This is a genomic window from Paraburkholderia sediminicola (assembly GCF_046026675.1).
Classification (GTDB): Bacteria; Pseudomonadota; Gammaproteobacteria; order Burkholderiales; family Burkholderiaceae; genus Paraburkholderia; species Paraburkholderia sediminicola_F.
Map to the genome: position 1 here is coordinate 821,364 of NZ_JAQQEY010000002.1, position 15,234 is coordinate 836,597.

At 60.9% G+C, this 15,234-nt stretch carries 16 protein-coding genes; 6 read left to right on the top strand and 10 right to left on the bottom strand.

Annotation, left to right across the window (positions count from 1 at the left end; all coding sequences use genetic code 11):
* Positions 1–49: 49 nt before the first annotated feature.
* Positions 50–448, bottom strand: a complete 399-nt coding sequence (locus tag PQQ86_RS23565; protein WP_408272340.1) for a hypothetical protein — start codon at positions 446–448, stop codon at positions 50–52.
* 137 nt (positions 449–585) lie between these two features.
* Positions 586–1,551, bottom strand: a complete 966-nt coding sequence (locus PQQ86_RS23570) for a transporter substrate-binding domain-containing protein (protein WP_408272343.1) — start codon at positions 1,549–1,551, stop codon at positions 586–588.
* Positions 1,552–1,776: 225 nt separating this feature from the next.
* Between PQQ86_RS23570 and PQQ86_RS23575 the strand changes: the two genes are divergently transcribed.
* Both PQQ86_RS23575 and PQQ86_RS23580 read left to right on the top strand, forming a co-directional pair.
* On the top strand, positions 1,777–2,484 hold the full coding sequence (locus PQQ86_RS23575; protein WP_408279325.1) for a dienelactone hydrolase family protein: 708 nt from the start codon (positions 1,777–1,779) through the stop codon (positions 2,482–2,484).
* 265 nt (positions 2,485–2,749) lie between these two features.
* Positions 2,750–4,336, top strand: coding sequence for an alpha/beta hydrolase family protein (locus tag PQQ86_RS23580; protein ID WP_408272346.1), 1,587 nt, complete (start codon positions 2,750–2,752; stop codon positions 4,334–4,336).
* A gap of 521 nt (positions 4,337–4,857) precedes the next feature.
* On the opposite strand, the gene PQQ86_RS23585 is transcribed toward PQQ86_RS23580, so the two are convergent.
* Positions 4,858–5,460, bottom strand: a complete 603-nt coding sequence (locus PQQ86_RS23585; RefSeq protein ID WP_408272349.1) for a phosphatase PAP2 family protein — start codon at positions 5,458–5,460, stop codon at positions 4,858–4,860.
* Positions 5,461–5,645: 185 nt separating this feature from the next.
* Here PQQ86_RS23585 and PQQ86_RS23590 point away from each other — a divergent pair, with 185 nt between their 5' ends.
* The gene (locus tag PQQ86_RS23590) at positions 5,646–6,887 is read left to right on the top strand and encodes a Zn-dependent hydrolase (RefSeq protein ID WP_408272352.1); all 1,242 of its coding nucleotides are present in this window, start codon (positions 5,646–5,648) and stop codon (positions 6,885–6,887) included.
* 38 nt (positions 6,888–6,925) lie between these two features.
* Positions 6,926–7,762 (top strand): GNAT family N-acetyltransferase, encoded by an 837-nt coding sequence (locus tag PQQ86_RS23595; RefSeq protein WP_408279328.1) that lies wholly within the window; start codon positions 6,926–6,928, stop codon positions 7,760–7,762.
* A gap of 96 nt (positions 7,763–7,858) precedes the next feature.
* Here PQQ86_RS23595 and PQQ86_RS23600 read toward each other — a convergent pair whose 3' ends face one another.
* The 6 genes from PQQ86_RS23600 to PQQ86_RS23625 form a co-directional block, all read right to left on the bottom strand.
* Positions 7,859–8,164, bottom strand: a complete 306-nt coding sequence (locus PQQ86_RS23600; RefSeq protein ID WP_408272355.1) for a panthothenate synthetase — start codon at positions 8,162–8,164, stop codon at positions 7,859–7,861.
* 96 nt (positions 8,165–8,260) lie between these two features.
* Complete coding sequence (arsH, locus tag PQQ86_RS23605) at positions 8,261–9,031, bottom strand: arsenical resistance protein ArsH (protein ID WP_408272357.1); 771 nt, start codon at positions 9,029–9,031, stop codon at positions 8,261–8,263.
* A complete protein-coding gene (gene arsC / locus PQQ86_RS23610; protein WP_408272360.1) occupies positions 9,031–9,453 on the bottom strand; it encodes an arsenate reductase (glutaredoxin) in 423 nt (140 codons plus the stop codon). Before arsC ends, arsH begins: the two co-directional genes overlap by 1 nt.
* 12 nt (positions 9,454–9,465) lie before the next feature.
* Positions 9,466–10,536, bottom strand: coding sequence for an ACR3 family arsenite efflux transporter (arsB, locus tag PQQ86_RS23615; protein WP_408272362.1), 1,071 nt, complete (start codon positions 10,534–10,536; stop codon positions 9,466–9,468).
* Entirely contained in the window at positions 10,533–10,859 is a 327-nt protein-coding gene (locus tag PQQ86_RS23620; protein ID WP_408272363.1) for an ArsR/SmtB family transcription factor, read from the bottom strand. Before PQQ86_RS23620 ends, arsB begins: the two co-directional genes overlap by 4 nt.
* A gap of 160 nt (positions 10,860–11,019) precedes the next feature.
* On the bottom strand, positions 11,020–11,658 hold the full coding sequence (locus PQQ86_RS23625) for a methylated-DNA--[protein]-cysteine S-methyltransferase (RefSeq protein ID WP_408272366.1): 639 nt from the start codon (positions 11,656–11,658) through the stop codon (positions 11,020–11,022).
* Between the two features lie 213 nt (positions 11,659–11,871).
* Here PQQ86_RS23625 and PQQ86_RS23630 point away from each other — a divergent pair, with 213 nt between their 5' ends.
* Together PQQ86_RS23630 and PQQ86_RS23635 are read left to right on the top strand one after the other, a co-directional pair.
* On the top strand, positions 11,872–13,242 hold the full coding sequence (locus PQQ86_RS23630) for a leucine-rich repeat-containing protein kinase family protein (RefSeq protein WP_408272368.1): 1,371 nt from the start codon (positions 11,872–11,874) through the stop codon (positions 13,240–13,242).
* Positions 13,243–13,304: 62 nt separating this feature from the next.
* Entirely contained in the window at positions 13,305–14,267 is a 963-nt protein-coding gene (locus tag PQQ86_RS23635) for a substrate-binding domain-containing protein (RefSeq protein WP_408272371.1), read from the top strand.
* 73 nt (positions 14,268–14,340) lie between these two features.
* On the opposite strand, the gene PQQ86_RS23640 is transcribed toward PQQ86_RS23635, so the two are convergent.
* Positions 14,341–15,183 carry a DUF6566 family protein gene (locus PQQ86_RS23640; protein WP_408272374.1) on the bottom strand — a complete coding sequence of 281 codons (843 nt, stop codon included), beginning with the start codon at positions 15,181–15,183 and terminating at the stop codon, positions 14,341–14,343.
* Between the last annotated feature and the right edge of the window lie 51 nt (positions 15,184–15,234).

Below are 15,234 nucleotides of genomic sequence, written 5' to 3' on the forward strand. Positions count from 1 at the left end.
GTGCTGTGATTCTTGTTTGTGTATTCTGCACTCGTCGCCGAATTGCGGTCTATAAGGGGCCGTCGAGGAAGTCCGCTGCGGCAAACGCCGGCACCTGACCCGCTGCCTTCGCGAGCCGGACTCGCGCCCACATAATGCCGGCACCGTTCGCCGCAGAGGCGCCACGCGGCAATGGCTCGCCGATGATTTCGCGGGCGTTGCCGATTATTTCGCGGACCAGGGTCGACTCACGAGGACTGAGTTTCGCCGTCTGGAACTGGCACAGATCCGACATGGCGTCAGCCAGACGCTTGACCACAACCGTATCGTGACCGGTCAACGGCCAGCAGTGCAAAAGATAGGCGAGCGGCACCAGTTTTCTTTCTTCACACCAAAGCTCGAATAGACGTACGCACAGCTTGTCGATGCGTTCGACTGTTTTTTCGCGCGGTAAAAAGTAGTCGGTCATAACGGTGATCCGGCGATGGTATGTAATGAACACTTTAAACTCAGCGCTTGAGTGTTGCCGTCAGGTAGTCCGGACTATAGGCTGGTGGTTTCCTGATTTTTGGGTCAGGAAATCCTTAACGCCTATCGTCCCGCACATCAATTCCGTTTCTTCCCGTCGAACGGATCGAGCCAGAGTTCTTTGCGATCCAGAGGCACCCATGACGGGAGCTGGGGATTCTGCAAATCGATCAGTACGCGGCGCTCGAGGTGCAGATCGGCGATGCCTTGCGCGAAGTGTTCGCGGAATAGCGCCTCGAAACTCCCGTCCTTCAGCATGGCTTCGAGGCCGTCTCGAATGCGCTTCGCCAGCAGCGGCTCGCTTTGGCTGACATAGAAGAACTGCGCGTATGGGTATCGGATGAGCAGGTGGGAGTCGATCCTCATATTAGGGTAGGTCGGCTGGAAGGCCTTGATTTCACGCGTGATCTCGACTACACCGCGCGGGAACATGTCGAAGCGGTGGTCAGCCAGCATCGGGAAAAGCAGATCGTAACGGCTGGCGGTGACGAGTGGAACGCCGGCCGCGCGGTAGATGGGGACATCGCCCCAACCCTGGCCCTGGCCAACGCTGAGTGTGCGAAGACCCTGAAGGTCGTGGACGCTATCGAGCTTCGCCTGCTCGCCCTCATTGATCAGCGCCACGCGATAGCCGAGCAGCCCACGGTCGATGGGAATCGGTACCGGAATCGCCGCGGCGTCGAGCTCCGTGTGTCCGGGCTCGCTCGCGAGGACGTTGATCAGGCGGCCGGATATCACCTCGTCGATTTCGCGCTGGGCTGACATCGGTGAAAAATAGGCGTCGATGACGTACGGGCCGTAGGCCGCTACGGTGTGGTTCAGCGCGGAGATAAGAAAGGCCCAGCGGCCCTCTCTCACCACGTCTCCGGATAGGCGAAGAATTCGCACATGAGTAACGGGGACCGTCGACGGGCCGGGCGCGCCGGCGCTGCCGAAGGCCGGGCTCAATAGGGCGCAGGCAATGAGGGAGAGCACCACTGACGGTTTGAAGCGTCCGCGGAATCTGGCCAGGCGGATTCCATCAAGGTGATCGAGGACGAACATGAGTAGCCTGAACCGGAAACGACGGGTAAGCCGCAGTATGGGTTCGGGGGCGGCTTTGGCCAAATTCAACAACGAACTGGACCATGGATCGCAATGAAGTGACGAAGAGGATCATCGCCGCAAAGTCAGGACGTACAGGTGGTATTGATCAGCTTGCCGGCGGCCCAGCAGAACGTGCCACTCCGGCGCTATGCTAGCGGCTTCGGCTACTTCGAGGAGCAACTGATGCAACGGACTGCAGGATCGATGATCACGTTTAACCGCCCTGACGGCAAAGACGTTCAGGGTTATCTGGCCAGGCCACAGAAGCTGGAGGGCGCGCCTGCCATCGTCGTGATTCAGGAATGGTGGGGCTTGAACGACCAGATTCGCGGCGTGGCGGACCGGCTCGCGCAGGCCGGCTATCTGGCGCTGGTGCCCGATCTCTTCCGCGGCAAGTCGACGGTTGAAGAGGCGGAGGCGAACCATTTGCTGAGCGCACTCGACTTCGGCGACGCCGCGACTCAGGACGTGCGGGGCGCCGTCCAGTATCTGAAGCAGCACTCGGCGAACGTCGGCGTGACCGGCTATTGCATGGGCGGCGCGCTGACTTTGCTCGCGCTATGCAATATCCCTGAAGTTTCGGCCGGTGTGGTGTGGTACGGCTTCCCTCCGCTCGAGTACATCGACGCATCGAAAATCAAGGTTCCGGTTCTCGGTCACTGGGCGACGCAAGACGAATTCTTCCCGGCTGAAACGGTCGACGCGTTGGAGGCCAAGCTCGGGGCGGCCAATGTCGACGTCGAGTTCCATCGCTATCTTGCGTACCACGCGTTCGCGAACGAAACGGCAGTCGGGCCGGGCCGCATCTCCAGGACCCAGTTCGATCCGGTCTGGTCGCAGCAGGCCTGGGATCGCACGCTGACCTTCTTCGGCCGCACGCTCTGGAAGTAAGCGGCAAGCGCGGACCCACATTGAAAGGTGGACGCAAGCCGCGCCCTGATCCCCTCAGCCAGCAGCGAGCCCGGTCGGCGTTTCTTATGCCGACCGGGCCAGGCTACCGGATACCTCATGAAGCATTCCATTGCAAAATTCGCGAAGGATGAGGCTGGCGGCGCGCCGATCTGTTTACCTATACTCCCCTCACTCTGTATGTAAGGCAGCCCAATCGCCGCAATACCAACAAGCGCAAACAAAAGCCAACAAGACGGAGCCTCACATGCCTGTAGCGATGCGGAACGCGGCCTTGGTGCTGCTGACATGTTTCACGTTGGGCGGCAGTGCTTATGTGCAAGCCGGCTCCGGTTGCGATGAGGGATGCAAGGCCCGCGGCCAGTTACTCGAACAGCGCGTCACGCTACGGCTCAGCGCCGCGGCGTTTTCGAAAGTGCTTGCATCGAACGCATCCGCTCAGCAACTCGCGCAGATCGCCGGAGCGCCCGCTTGCGGGGTGGAGATCGTGACTTTCCGCTACCGCACCATCGGCGGCGCGGGCGAGCCGACCACCGCCAGTGGTGCGCTGATGATTCCGGGCGGACGGTCAGCGGCATGTAGCGGGCCGCGTCCGCTGATGCTCTACGCACACGGCACGACCGCGTACCGCAACTACAACATCGCCGATATCACCCAAACCGACCCGGGCAACGGCGACGGCGCCGGGGAGGGCATCAGCGTGGCCGCCATGTACGCGGCCCAGGGTTATATCGTGGTGGCGACTAACTACGCGGGCTATGCCGGCTCCGACCTCACGTACCACCCCTATCTGAACGCCGATCAGCAATCCGCCGATGTGATCGATTCGCTGCGGGCGGCGCGGACCGCACTGAGTGCAGTGAAGCCGGAGCGAAAGACGCGCGAGAACGGCAAGCTCTTCGTCACCGGCTATTCGCAAGGCGGCTTCGTGGCTCTCGCGACACATCGTGCTTTGCAGGCAGCCGGTGTCAAGGTCACAGCATCCGCGCCGGGATCGGGTCCGTATGCGCTTGCCGCCACTGCGGACGCGCTCATCGAAGGCGAGGTGAACCTGGGGTCGACGCTGTTCACGACCTTGATCGTGACGGGCTACCAGCATGCTTACGAGAACATCTACCGCAAGCCCGGGGACTTCTATGAAGCGGCCTATGCCCCGGGCATCGAGAACCTCCTGCCGAGCCTGCAGCCGCTCGCTACGCTATTTTCGAAAGGGAAACTGCCCCCGACGCAACTTTTCAGCAGCGTTCCGCCCGCGCCGCAATATGCTTCGATGACACCGCCGACTTCGCCGCCCCTTACTCCGCCCTCGCTGACGCCGGTGTTTGCTGCAGGATTCGGCAACGCCAATCTCGTGCGGAACGCCTATCGCCTGAGTCTTCTGGAAGATGCCGCGGCCAATCCCGATGGCGCGTTTCCCAACACCACGGTGGCCTTGACGCCGGCGGCCAATCCTATGCATCCGCTGCGCCAGGCGTTCAAGCGCAATGACTTGCGCAACTGGCTGCCGCGCGCGCCGGTTCTGCTGTGCGGCGGCGGCTCGGATCCCACCGTGTTTTTCTTCAACGCACGCATTGAGCAGGCCTACTGGCAGAACGCCAAAGTGCCGGCAGGGCTCACGTCCGTGCTGGACGTGGACTCTCCGATCTCCGGGCCCAACGATCCGTACGCGCCCATCAAGCAAGGTTTCGCGAGTGCGAAGGCGACGCTCGCGAATCAGGCCGTAGCGGGTGGTGCGACTGACGGTGGCGCCTCGGCTGTGCTTCAGGCCTATCACGGTGAACTGGTCGCGTCGTTCTGCATGGTCGCCGCCCGAGCCTTCTTCACGAACTTTTGAGCGCTGCCGTCTGCGGCTATCATGCGTAGACAACAAGACTGCGCAGGGGAAAGCTTTGACGACCGATTCCGTGGCCAGGGACGCGGCGCCCTCGGCGTGCATTCACAGCCACTTTGATACGCACCGCGAAGCGCCACGCGAGCAGCTGCCCGCATGGCGGGACCGGCTCGGCCACTTTCTCGACGTGCCGATCTCGCGCTGGCAACTGGCAACTGGCCGATGGCTTTAGCGGCACGATCGACAGCTACAAGGCCGCCGATCTGACATTCATGGATTGCCGCACGGACCCGGTTTCGCAGGCGCGATCCGTCGCGCGCATTTCGTCGTGCCTATGAGATGTCGCCGAGCGATTTTCGGGCGCTGACCCGGTAGAAGTGGCAGAAACTTGAACCGACGACGAAGGTCGGCGAGAAAGCAAACACGAAGGCCGGGAATAGTGGCCGAAAGCTGCGACTGAAAAAAACCGGAAGCATAGGCCGACAACAAAGCCTCGAAGTAGCGGACCGCGTACTCACAAAGCTCTATGAGGACAACCAGCCGCGCTCTATCGGCCACGCCAGCAGCTTGCGGTACACCGTGACAAGGCTGCGTGTCAGCATGGCTCCGCCCACCCGCCACAGCGGCGCGATCAGCAGGAACGCCGCGCATGCCACGGCGACGGCGCCAATCATGTCGAGCGGGAAGTGGACGCCGACAAACACGCGCGCCCAGGCTACTGCGAGTCCGGACAGCAGGATCGCCACGCCGTAACGTCTCGCGCCGCCGAGCAACAAGGTCAGCGCAACGCTGGCGAATACGGTCCCATGGTCGCTTGGGAACGACGAGTCGGGCGCGTGCTCCAGAAACGTATGGCCGATTCCGATCACGAATGGCCTGGGATGTGGCCAAACCAGACCGATGATCTGACTAAGCCCGAGGGCGAGCAGGGTCAGGCAAAACGCGTGCACCGCGATTTCACGCTGACGCTCGTCGCCAAAGAGCCATATTGCGATCAGCGACAGCGGTATGAGATAAATGACGTAATCAGCAATCATTCGCGCCATATCGGTTTGCCAGGCCGGCGTCGACGGCGTTGCGTTGATCATCAGAAAGAGCGCCTGATTGAACGCTTCGAGTGTATTCATGCGGTAAGTTTTTCGAGGGACGTGTGATGAATCGCGCCCCCCGATCATAGCGGGTCAAGCTTAGGGGAGGCTTAGGTGCAGGCGGAAGCGATTGACTGAATCTTCCAGTGCCGGGCCGTGTAATCTGTCGATGCTTATCGGGAAAAATGCCAGCGGCATGGGCAAACATCAAAGGAGATCAGGCCGTGGTGAAGATTGATCCGGACCGGTTGCTGACCGATCTCAAACAGCTGCGCAGCTTTGGCGCCAGAGACCCTGGCGTGGTGCGACTGGCGCTTTCTCCGGTGGATCTCGCGTCACGCCGCTGGCTGGTTGGGCGCATGACGGAGGCCGGGCTCGATGCTGTTATCGATGGCGTAGGGACTGTGTTCGGCCGTTCGCGCAACAGTGGGCCCGCACTCGTGATCGGCTCGCATACCGACACACAACCCACCGGTGGCTGGCTCGACGGCGCGATGGGCGTCATCTATGGATTGGAGATCGCACGCGCGCTGGCTGAAACCGACGCGACGAGTCATCTCGCGGTGGACGTGGCGTCGTGGATCGACGAAGAGGGGACTTTTTCCGGTTTGCTCGGCAGCCGCAGCTTCGTCGGCGATCCCGTCGAGGAGTCGATCCGTAGCGCAACGAACCGGGAAGGGCAGCGCCTTCAGGACGTGCTCGAAGCCGCCGGTCTTGCCGGGTTGCCACGCGCCCGCTTCGAGCCAGGCCGGCATGTCGCGTACCTCGAGCCGCATATCGAGCAGGGTGGCCGGTTGGAAGCGATCGGGAAGTCCATTGGCGTCGTCACCACGATCGTCGGGCTTCGCGAGCTGCGGCTGAGTTTCACGGGACAGCGCAATCATGCAGGCACTACGCCCATGTCGATCCGGCGTGACGCCGGCGCGGCACTGGTCGCGTTTATCGCACGGATGAACGACGCGTTCGCGGAACTCGCGGATGCCGACACCGTGTGGACTGTGGGACGCATCGATCTCGATCCCGGCTCCCTCAGCGTCGTGCCGGGGCGAGCCGACATGTATCTGCAATTCCGCGATGCGAACGCTGCGCGCCTGCAGGCGATGGAAGGCAAAGTCGCGGCGCTGGTGCGGGACTTCAATGCGCAAGGTCTTGTGGGCGTGGAGTTGACGACCTTCGATGAACCCATGGAGCCGGTAACGATGGATTCGGCGCTCGCGGAACATCTCGCGAGTGCCGCCGAAGCCGTGGCGCCTCTACAATGGCTGCGGATGCCGAGCGGCGCCGCACACGACGCTCAGGTCATCGCCCGCTGCATGCCGGCCTGCATGATGTTCGTGCCGAGCATCGGCGGCGTAAGCCATGACTTTATCGAGGATACGGCCGAGGAGCATATCGTGCTCGGCTGTCAGGTGGCGGCCACTGCGGCGGCCGCTATGCTGCAGGCGCAGTGGGCGAGGCGATCGTGACGAACCCGGACGAGCACCGTGATTTTATCGTGCGCACCATGGCGGCCGACGACGTGGCGCTGGCAGTGGAATGGGCTGCGGTGGAGGGATGGAACCCCGGCCTGCAAGATGCCGAATGCTTCCGCGCCGGGGACGCTAACGGGTTTTTCATCGGGGAGTGGCGCGGCGAACCGGTTGCCTGTATTTCCGCGATCGCCTACAGCGCGCACTTCGGCTTTATCGGTCTATATATCGTGAAGCCGGCGTTTCGCGGCAGAGGCTTCGGCATGCGCGTCTGGCAGCACGGCATGGACTATCTGGGTAACCGCAATGTCGGGTTAGACGGCGTCGTCGCTCAGCAGGCAAATTACAGAAAGTCCGGCTTTCGGCTGGCGTATCGCAACATTCGATTTCAGGGTGTCGTTCAGGCCGTTGCCCAAAGCACGACAGGTTCGAACATCCGTTCGAACATTTTGAATGCGTCGGCGCTGCCGTTCGAGCAACTGCTTGGCTACGATCGTCAGTGCTTTCCCGCCATGCGTGAGCGTTTTCTCGCGACATGGCTCGGCCAGCGCTACGCCACGGCGCTGGCCGCAGTTCGTGACGGTCAGGTTGCCGGCTACGGGGTACTGCGTCGTTGCAGAACGGGATGCAAGATCGGTCCGCTCTTCGCCGATAGCGACGAGATCGCGAGCGATCTGTTCGAGGCGTTGGTGGCGCGCATGCCAGGCGAGGTCATCGTCCTCGATGCTCCGGAGACTAATCCCGCTGCCGTCGCACTGGCGGAGCGGCATGGCATGAAAAGCGTCTTTGAAACCGCGCGGATGTATACGCAGGACCCGCCTGCTATTCAAATCGAACGCGTATTTGGCGTGACGTCATTCGAACTCGGGTGATCGGAGCACACGTCGGCGTCTTTGCGTGCATTGCCGTCTGGGGTGCGTCTTGTGAACCGCAGACGGCAAGTCCATCGTTTGATACGAACGTATGCGCTACTTCCATTTTGAGCCGAGATTCTCGAGGCCGGCTTTCATGAGGTCCTGCGGCAACATGACGACGCGTAGCTCGCTGTCCGCGTTGAACTTCAGAAAGAATGGTTCTACCAGTGCGGGAATTCCCGATGGATCGTCGAGGTTCACGATGAGTACCGCGCCACGCGTTCCGTTCTGCTCGGTGAAGTAGGCCGCTTCCGGTTTTATGTCTTCAAGTATTCGCCCTATCACTTCGCCGGCAGTGCCATCGCGCACTAGCGTGTTGAACGGTTCGTGCGGAATACGTACGTTGAGTAGCATGCGCATGTCATCCTCCTGGTTGTGATGCCCAAAGGGCATCTTAAGGATAGGAGCTTTATGCGCTGCGAGCGCCAGGGTTAGCACTGCCGAGTGCCGCTGCCGTCATTCTGTTTCGCTGTCGTCGGTGTCGGTGTCGGCATTGGCGCTCGCTGCTTCATGAACCATCGCGTTGGCCGCCAACGCGCTCGCCAGTTCCGGATACGCTTCCTTGCGTTCGCTGTAGCGATCGGTCAGGTAATCCGAACGGTCGCGCACCAGCAACGTGAACTTGTACAGCTCCTCCATTACGTCAACGACGCGATCGTAGTAGGCTGAGGGTTTCATCCTGCCGTCGGCGGCGAATTCCTGATACGCCTTGGGCACCGACGACTGATTGGGGATCGTCACCATCCGCATCCACCGGCCCAACACGCGCAACGCGTTGACGGCGTTGAACGATTGCGAACCGCCGCATACCTGCATCACCGCGAGCGTGCGTCCTTGGGTGGGCCGCACGCCACCGCTTTCGAGCGGCAGCCAGTCGATCTGATTCTTGAACACCGCCGTGAGCGTACCGTGACGCTCCGGGCTGCACCACACCTGTCCCTCCGACCATTCCGACAATTTACGTAGTTCGACGACCTTCGGATGATCGGCCGCTACGCTGTCCGTAATCGGCAGGCCGTGCGGATCGAAGATGCGTGTTTCAGCGCCGAATTGGCGCAGGATGCGTTCGGCTTCGAGAGTGAGCAGTTTGCTGAACGAAGTGGGACGCAACGACCCGTACAGCAGCAAAATTCGCGGGGCGTGCTGCGAAATCGCGTGCGGTTCGAGTTTTTGCAGATCCGGCGCGTGGAAATGTGGGGCGCTGACGTTAGGCAGATTCCCGGACATCAACGGACCCTCCGTCCCGCACTGTCGATCACGTGCTCGCCGTCCTCTTTGATAAACGTCCCCTGTTGCGCTGCGGGCAGGATATCGAGAACAACCTCGGACGGTCTGCATAAGCGCACGCCGAGCGGGGTGACCACAATGGGGCGATTGATGAGGATCGGATGCGCCAGCATCGCATCGAGCAATTGTTCATCGCTCAAGGACGCCTTCGCGAGGCCGAGTTCGGCATACAGTGTGCCTTTCTCGCGCAGCGTGGCGCGCACGGTGAGGCCGGCACGTTCGATCAGGTCTTTCAGCGTGGCCCGCTCAGGCGGGTTCTTCAGATACTCGATGACCTCCGGCTCGATGCCGGCATTGCGAATCATTGCGAGCGTATTGCGCGACGTGCCGCAATCCGGGTTGTGATAGATCGTAACGCTCATACACGTTGTCCTTTAACGCTGTGTTTTTGCCTCGTACCAGTGCTGCGAACGATTGACGACGCCGACCACTAACAGCATCACCGGCACTTCGATTAGCACACCGACCACCGTGGCAAGCGCCGCACCCGAATGAAATCCAAACAGGCTGATCGCCGTGGCCACCGCAAGCTCGAAGAAATTGCTTGCGCCGATCAGACTCGACGGACCTGCGACACAATGCGCAACGCCAAGCCGGCGATTGAGCAGATAGGCGAGGCCGGAATTGAAGAACACCTGAATCAGAATCGGCACCGCGAGCATCGCGATGACCAGTGGTTCCTTGACTATTGCCTGCCCCTGGAAGGCGAACAGCAATACGAGGGTTGCCAGTAAAGCGCTGATCGAATAGGGCGCGAGATGTGCAACTGCCTGCTGGAAATGGGCGTCGCCCTTGGCGAGCAGATGGCGGCGTAGAAATTGGGCGAGGATGACGGGGATGACGATGTACAAGCCGACCGAAACGATCAGCGTGTCCCATGGCACCGAAATCGCCGACAAACCCAGCAGGAGGGCGACGAGCGGGGCGAATGCCACGATCATGATGGAGTCGTTGAGCGCCACTTGCGATAGCGTGAAATACGGGTCGCCCTTGCAGAGTTGCGACCAGACGAACACCATCGCCGTGCAGGGCGCGGCGGCAAGCAGAATGAGACCGGCGATATAGCTGTCAAGCTGATCCGCAGGAAGCCATCGTGCGAATACGTGCCGAATGAAAATCCAGCCGAGCAACGCCATCGAAAACGGTTTGACGAACCAGTTTACAAACAAGGTCACGCCGATACCACGCCACTGGCTTTTCACCTGCGTCATCGCGGCAAAATCGATCTTGACCAGCATCGGAATGATCATCGCCCAGATCAGCACGCCAACTGGAAGATTGACCTGCGCAACTTCCATGCGGCCGATCGCCTGGAAGAGTTGCGGAAGCAGTTTCCCGACCAGGATGCCGCCTACGATACACAGTGCTACCCAGACAGTCAGGTAACGCTCGAAGAATCCGATCGCCGGCCGTGTGCCGCGCGTCATTGTGTTGGCGGTGCTCATTTTTTGCGACAGCCGGGGACGTCGCTCGCGGCGCATGGTGCACCGGCGCAGCAGTTTTCGGTCAGGAAGCCGATCAGGCCTGTCATCGCTTCGAAATTCGCCGAATAGATGATGAAGCGCCCGTCCTGCCGGGGTGTCACCAACTCGGCATGTGACAGGTCTTTGAGGTGGAAGGAGAGGCTGGATGGGGAAAGTTCTAGCTGCTGCGCGATTTCACCGGCGGCCATGCCATCCGGCCCAGCGATGACCAGCAAACGGAAGATCGCCAGCCGCGATTCATGAGCGAGCGCGCCAAGGGCACGTACAACAAGGTTCGAGTCCATAGCCGAACGATACGCTGATCGTTTTAATATTTCAAGTATTGTTGAAATGATGTGACCGATAAGCGTATATGTGAGCGGGACCTGGTTGCATTGGTGATGTGGTGCATCAGGCGGCGTTGAACGCCACCTCGTGATGTCACGACTGTTGCATCCAATCCGCTCAGTTGCCGAACAACGAGTGCTGCGTCCCGCGGCTTGGCGCCGGGCGTGCCGGTTTCACAGGCGTTTCCCGGACGACCATTCCCGGAGTCGCGGTTGAAGCCGCAGCCGCTGTGGCAGTCGCCGCGTCGTTTGAATCCGCTGCCGCTTCCAGCGAAGTCTGCCCAGCTTCGAGTGACAGAAGAAACATCTTGTTCGCCAGTCCGCCGGCAAAGCCGGTCAGATCGCCGGACGCGCCGATCACGCGATGACAAGGCGCCACGATGGAGATCGGATTTCTGCCGTTCGCTGCGCCCACGGCCCGCACCGCGTTGATGTTTCCGATTTGCGTAGCGATGTCCGAGTAGCTGCGCGTCTCGCCGAACGGGATCGTCAGGAGCGCCGCCCAAACTTTCTTCTGAAAGTCCGTCCCCTGGAAGTCGAGTTCGAGGTCGAACCGGTCTCTCGTCCCTGCGAAATATTCGTTCAATTGCCGCTCGGTTTCGATCAGGATCGAGCGGTCATCCGCCTCGACCATTTCCGGCAGGCGCACCCGGTTCGGCTTGTCGTTTTCCCACAAAATAGCGGCGAGCCGGTTGCCGTTTGCCACGAGCTTCAGTTCGCCGACGGGCGAATTCATTAACTTGTATGCGTATGTCATTTTGCTGGATTCCTGACTGGCTGGAGACTGAGATGGCTTCATGCGAGGCTGCGAACTCGCTCTGCCATGGCTCCGATACCTGACAGCTTAACCTTCGTCCTCGCCGAGGTCACGCCGGATCTTGCTATCCAATTCCGCGCGCGGCTCGCGACTCAGTAGAATTGATACCCTCGGCATATCGCTCACTGGCAACCGGAACTCTTCTCTACGACTGTGACAACCACCCTCGAACAACTGCGGGCCGGACAACTGGCGGGTACTCGCCGACTCAAACTGGCGTGCGGGCTGAGCGAATTTCCACGCGAGATTTTCGATCTGGCCGATACGCTGGAAGTTCTCGATTTATCGGGCAATGCGCTCTCGAGGCTGCCCGATGACTTGCCGCGGCTGAGCAAGCTGCGCATCATTTTTGCGTCTGACAATCCCTTCACTGAATTGCCGGAGGTCCTCGGGCAGTGTTCGCAACTGAGCATGGTCGGCTTCAAGGCAAACCGCATTCGCACGGTGTCGGGTCAATCGCTGCCGCCGCTGCTGCGCTGGCTGATCCTCACCGACAACGAGATCGACACACTGCCTGCGGAACTTGGCGCCTGCAGGCAACTTCAGAAGTTGATGCTTGCCGGTAACCGGTTGCGCGCACTGCCCGAGGAATTGGCCGCCTGCTCGCGGCTCGAACTGCTGCGTCTCGCGGCGAATCAACTCAGCGAGTTGCCTGCGTGGCTGTTGCGCTTGCCACGGCTTTCCTGGCTGGCTTTCGCCGGCAATCCATTCAGCGAAGCGCTGGAGACGGCGGCATTCACCGATACGCCGAGTGCCGATATTCGGTGGGATGAGTTGAAACTCGAACAGCAGTTAGGCGAGGGCGCCTCCGGTGTCATTTATCGCGCGGCGCTTCTTGCTCGTCATGCACATGCGAGTAGGCCGGTGGCCGTCAAGTTGTTCAAGGGTGCGGTGACGAGCGACGGACTGCCGGACTGCGAGATGGCGGCCTGCATTCGTGCCGGCGATCATCCGAATCTGATTCCGGTGGTGGGCAAGATAAAAGACCATCCGGCGGGCACACATGGTCTGGTGATGGAACTGATCGACCCGCAATTCACGAATCTTGCGGGCCCACCGAGCCTCGAGTCATGCACGCGCGACGTCTACGATGCCGGCACGCGCTTCGAGTTGGCCTCGGTGTTACGCGTCGCATACGGCATGGCGTCGGCAGCGTGTCATCTGCATCAGCAAGGTGTGATGCATGGCGATCTGTACGCACACAATATTCTATACGGAGGGCGGGGTCGCGCGTTGCTGGGCGATTTTGGCGCGGCGTCTTTCTACGCGACTGATGATCAAGACTTCCGCTCGGCGCTGCAGCGGCTGGAAGTCAGGGCGTATGGTTGTCTGCTCGAGGAGTTGATCGACCGATGCGACTGGCTGGCCGCTGAAGCGGACATTGCAGCGAAGCTGGTAGCGTTGAAAGAAAATTGCCTGAGCGAGAATATCGGCAGCCGGCCGTCGTTCGACGAAATCGCTGCCGTTTTGCGGCAGCTAACAGGTGCCGGCGATCGGGACACTGCAGCGTTCGCGGCGGTTTGAGCCGTCGTCTGTGTGAACGCAATGCAAGCTTTTCGTCCGCGTGGTCCCAGGAGAGAAAATCAATGACGCAGAGGATGCGCCGCCGCGTGCTGGTTGCCGGCACGCTTGCTGCGGCAGGCCTGACAGGTGCGGCTCATGTCGATGCCATGCAGGGCGGCAAACTGAAGATCGCCCTTGTGTTGAAGTCGATGACTGATCCGTTCACCGTAGCTATGGCGAACGCTGCGCAGAACTATCAGAAACACTTTGCGTCGCAGTTCGACTTGACCATTCGCGGCACGGCAACGGAGCACGACACTGCCGCGCAGATCCGGATGGTGGACGAATTGATCAGAGCGAGGATGAATGCGATCGTCATCGCGCCGACTGACTCGAAGGCGTTGACAGCGGTCGTGGCGCGGGGGATCAAGGCCGGCATCATCATGGTCACGATCGATAACCCGCTCGACGACGCGTCACAGGATGCCGCGCATATCTCCGTGCCGTTCGTCGGTCCGAACAATCGCAACGGCGCGAAGCAGGTGGGCGATTATCTTGGGGGGCGGCTCAAGGCGGGCGATCAGGTCGGGATCATCGAAGGAATTTCCGTCGACCGCAATGCGCAGCAACGCACGGCCGGCAGCAAGGACGCAATGAACGCGGCCGGCATGAAGATCGTCGCCATCCAGGCAGGCGACTGGGACTATGGGAAAGGACGGGATATTGCATCGAAGATGCTGGGAGACTATCCGCAGATCCGCGCGTTGATGTGCGGCAACGACAATATGGCGATGGGGGCAGTGGATGCCATTCGCGATGCGGGGAGAACCGGCGGGGTCTATGTCACCGGGTATAACGACAGCGAAGCGCTCAAGCCGCTGCTCCTCGACGGCCGCGTGCTCGCGACGATGAACCAGTTTGCCGATCGGCAAGCTGTGTTCGGCGTCGACGTGGCATTGAAGGCGGTCACTGAACATAGAAAGCAGAGCGATTTGTCGCGGGTCATTGAAACGCCGCTGCAACTGGTGACTGGCGTAAGTCACTGAGGTGAAAGGTCCCTTGCATGCAACCCATGGTGCCTGTGCTGCGAATCTCACGGGCACGCCGCCGACGCGTTGCTCACCCTGATCGGACTTTCCGTTGCCATGAATCGCACTTCACGGCGTTGACATCATCTCTTTCGACGTCGCTTTCCTCGTCGATCCACTGCCGTGCCCATTCGAGCGCGTACTGCTGCGCAGCCTCGAAACTCGTGAAGCTCGGACCGATAAGCCCGGAACGGGCGACCCGCTGCGCGTCCCGCACGACCTCGGCCCATCCACGGAACCGGGCGTTCGCTACCCGATCGGCCGCAACGTAGATGACGTAGCCACGCAGGTCGGATTCGCGCTTGCCTTGCGAGGCGAGGCCCATCCATGGCGAGGCGGGCCGATGGATGGAGTGAGGGGTGTTCATCGGGGCAAGGGATTCGACGCGATCAGGCGCTACACGCGAAGAATCCTGGAGTTGCTGCGCGACTTGAGTGAACGTGTCCACGGTATGGGGTGGCTGGCGTGCGCCATGCGGTGTTTGCCACGACGCCTGACTTGTCCAGAACACCTTTCGAAGGCCCTCGTCCCTGGATTGACGGTCGATGGAGCGGGGCTGGATATGCTGCGGTTCCAACAGGCCATCCGGACCGCAACGGAAGGTACGACCGCGGTTCGAAAGAAGCTCGTGCATTTCCGCAAGGGCGCCGGTCCTACGCCACTTTTCGAAGCGTGACCGGCACGTCGGCACCGACGGATAGATGTTCGGCAGCTTGGACCAGGGTTCGCCGGTCACCAGTACCCACAGCACGGCATTCGCCACGAGGCGAACTTGCGCGCGAGGCCGGCCGCGTTGCCCATGAACGATGGCGTCATCCGACAGAACGGGCGCCAGCAGAAGCCACTCTTCGTCACTGATTTCGTTTAACTGCACGCTATTTCCCCCATACCAGTCGCGTTACGCGGGTTCGATATCCCCGTTCAC

Coding starts and splice junctions, on each gene's coding strand:
- PQQ86_RS23565 (WP_408272340.1), bottom strand. CDS start 448: ATGACCGACTACTTTTTACCGCGCGAAAAAACAGTCGAACGCATCGAC.
- PQQ86_RS23570 (WP_408272343.1), bottom strand. CDS start 1,551: ATGTTCGTCCTCGATCACCTTGATGGAATCCGCCTGGCCAGATTCCGC.
- PQQ86_RS23575 (WP_408279325.1), top strand. CDS start 1,777: ATGCAACGGACTGCAGGATCGATGATCACGTTTAACCGCCCTGACGGC.
- PQQ86_RS23580 (WP_408272346.1), top strand. CDS start 2,750: ATGCCTGTAGCGATGCGGAACGCGGCCTTGGTGCTGCTGACATGTTTC.
- PQQ86_RS23585 (WP_408272349.1), bottom strand. CDS start 5,460: ATGAATACACTCGAAGCGTTCAATCAGGCGCTCTTTCTGATGATCAAC.
- PQQ86_RS23595 (WP_408279328.1), top strand. CDS start 6,926: ATGGCGGCCGACGACGTGGCGCTGGCAGTGGAATGGGCTGCGGTGGAG.
- PQQ86_RS23600 (WP_408272355.1), bottom strand. CDS start 8,164: ATGCGCATGCTACTCAACGTACGTATTCCGCACGAACCGTTCAACACG.
- arsH (WP_408272357.1), bottom strand. CDS start 9,031: ATGTCCGGGAATCTGCCTAACGTCAGCGCCCCACATTTCCACGCGCCG.
- arsC (WP_408272360.1), bottom strand. CDS start 9,453: ATGAGCGTTACGATCTATCACAACCCGGATTGCGGCACGTCGCGCAAT.
- arsB (WP_408272362.1), bottom strand. CDS start 10,536: ATGAGCACCGCCAACACAATGACGCGCGGCACACGGCCGGCGATCGGA.
- PQQ86_RS23620 (WP_408272363.1), bottom strand. CDS start 10,859: ATGGACTCGAACCTTGTTGTACGTGCCCTTGGCGCGCTCGCTCATGAA.
- PQQ86_RS23625 (WP_408272366.1), bottom strand. CDS start 11,658: ATGACATACGCATACAAGTTAATGAATTCGCCCGTCGGCGAACTGAAG.
- PQQ86_RS23635 (WP_408272371.1), top strand. CDS start 13,305: ATGACGCAGAGGATGCGCCGCCGCGTGCTGGTTGCCGGCACGCTTGCT.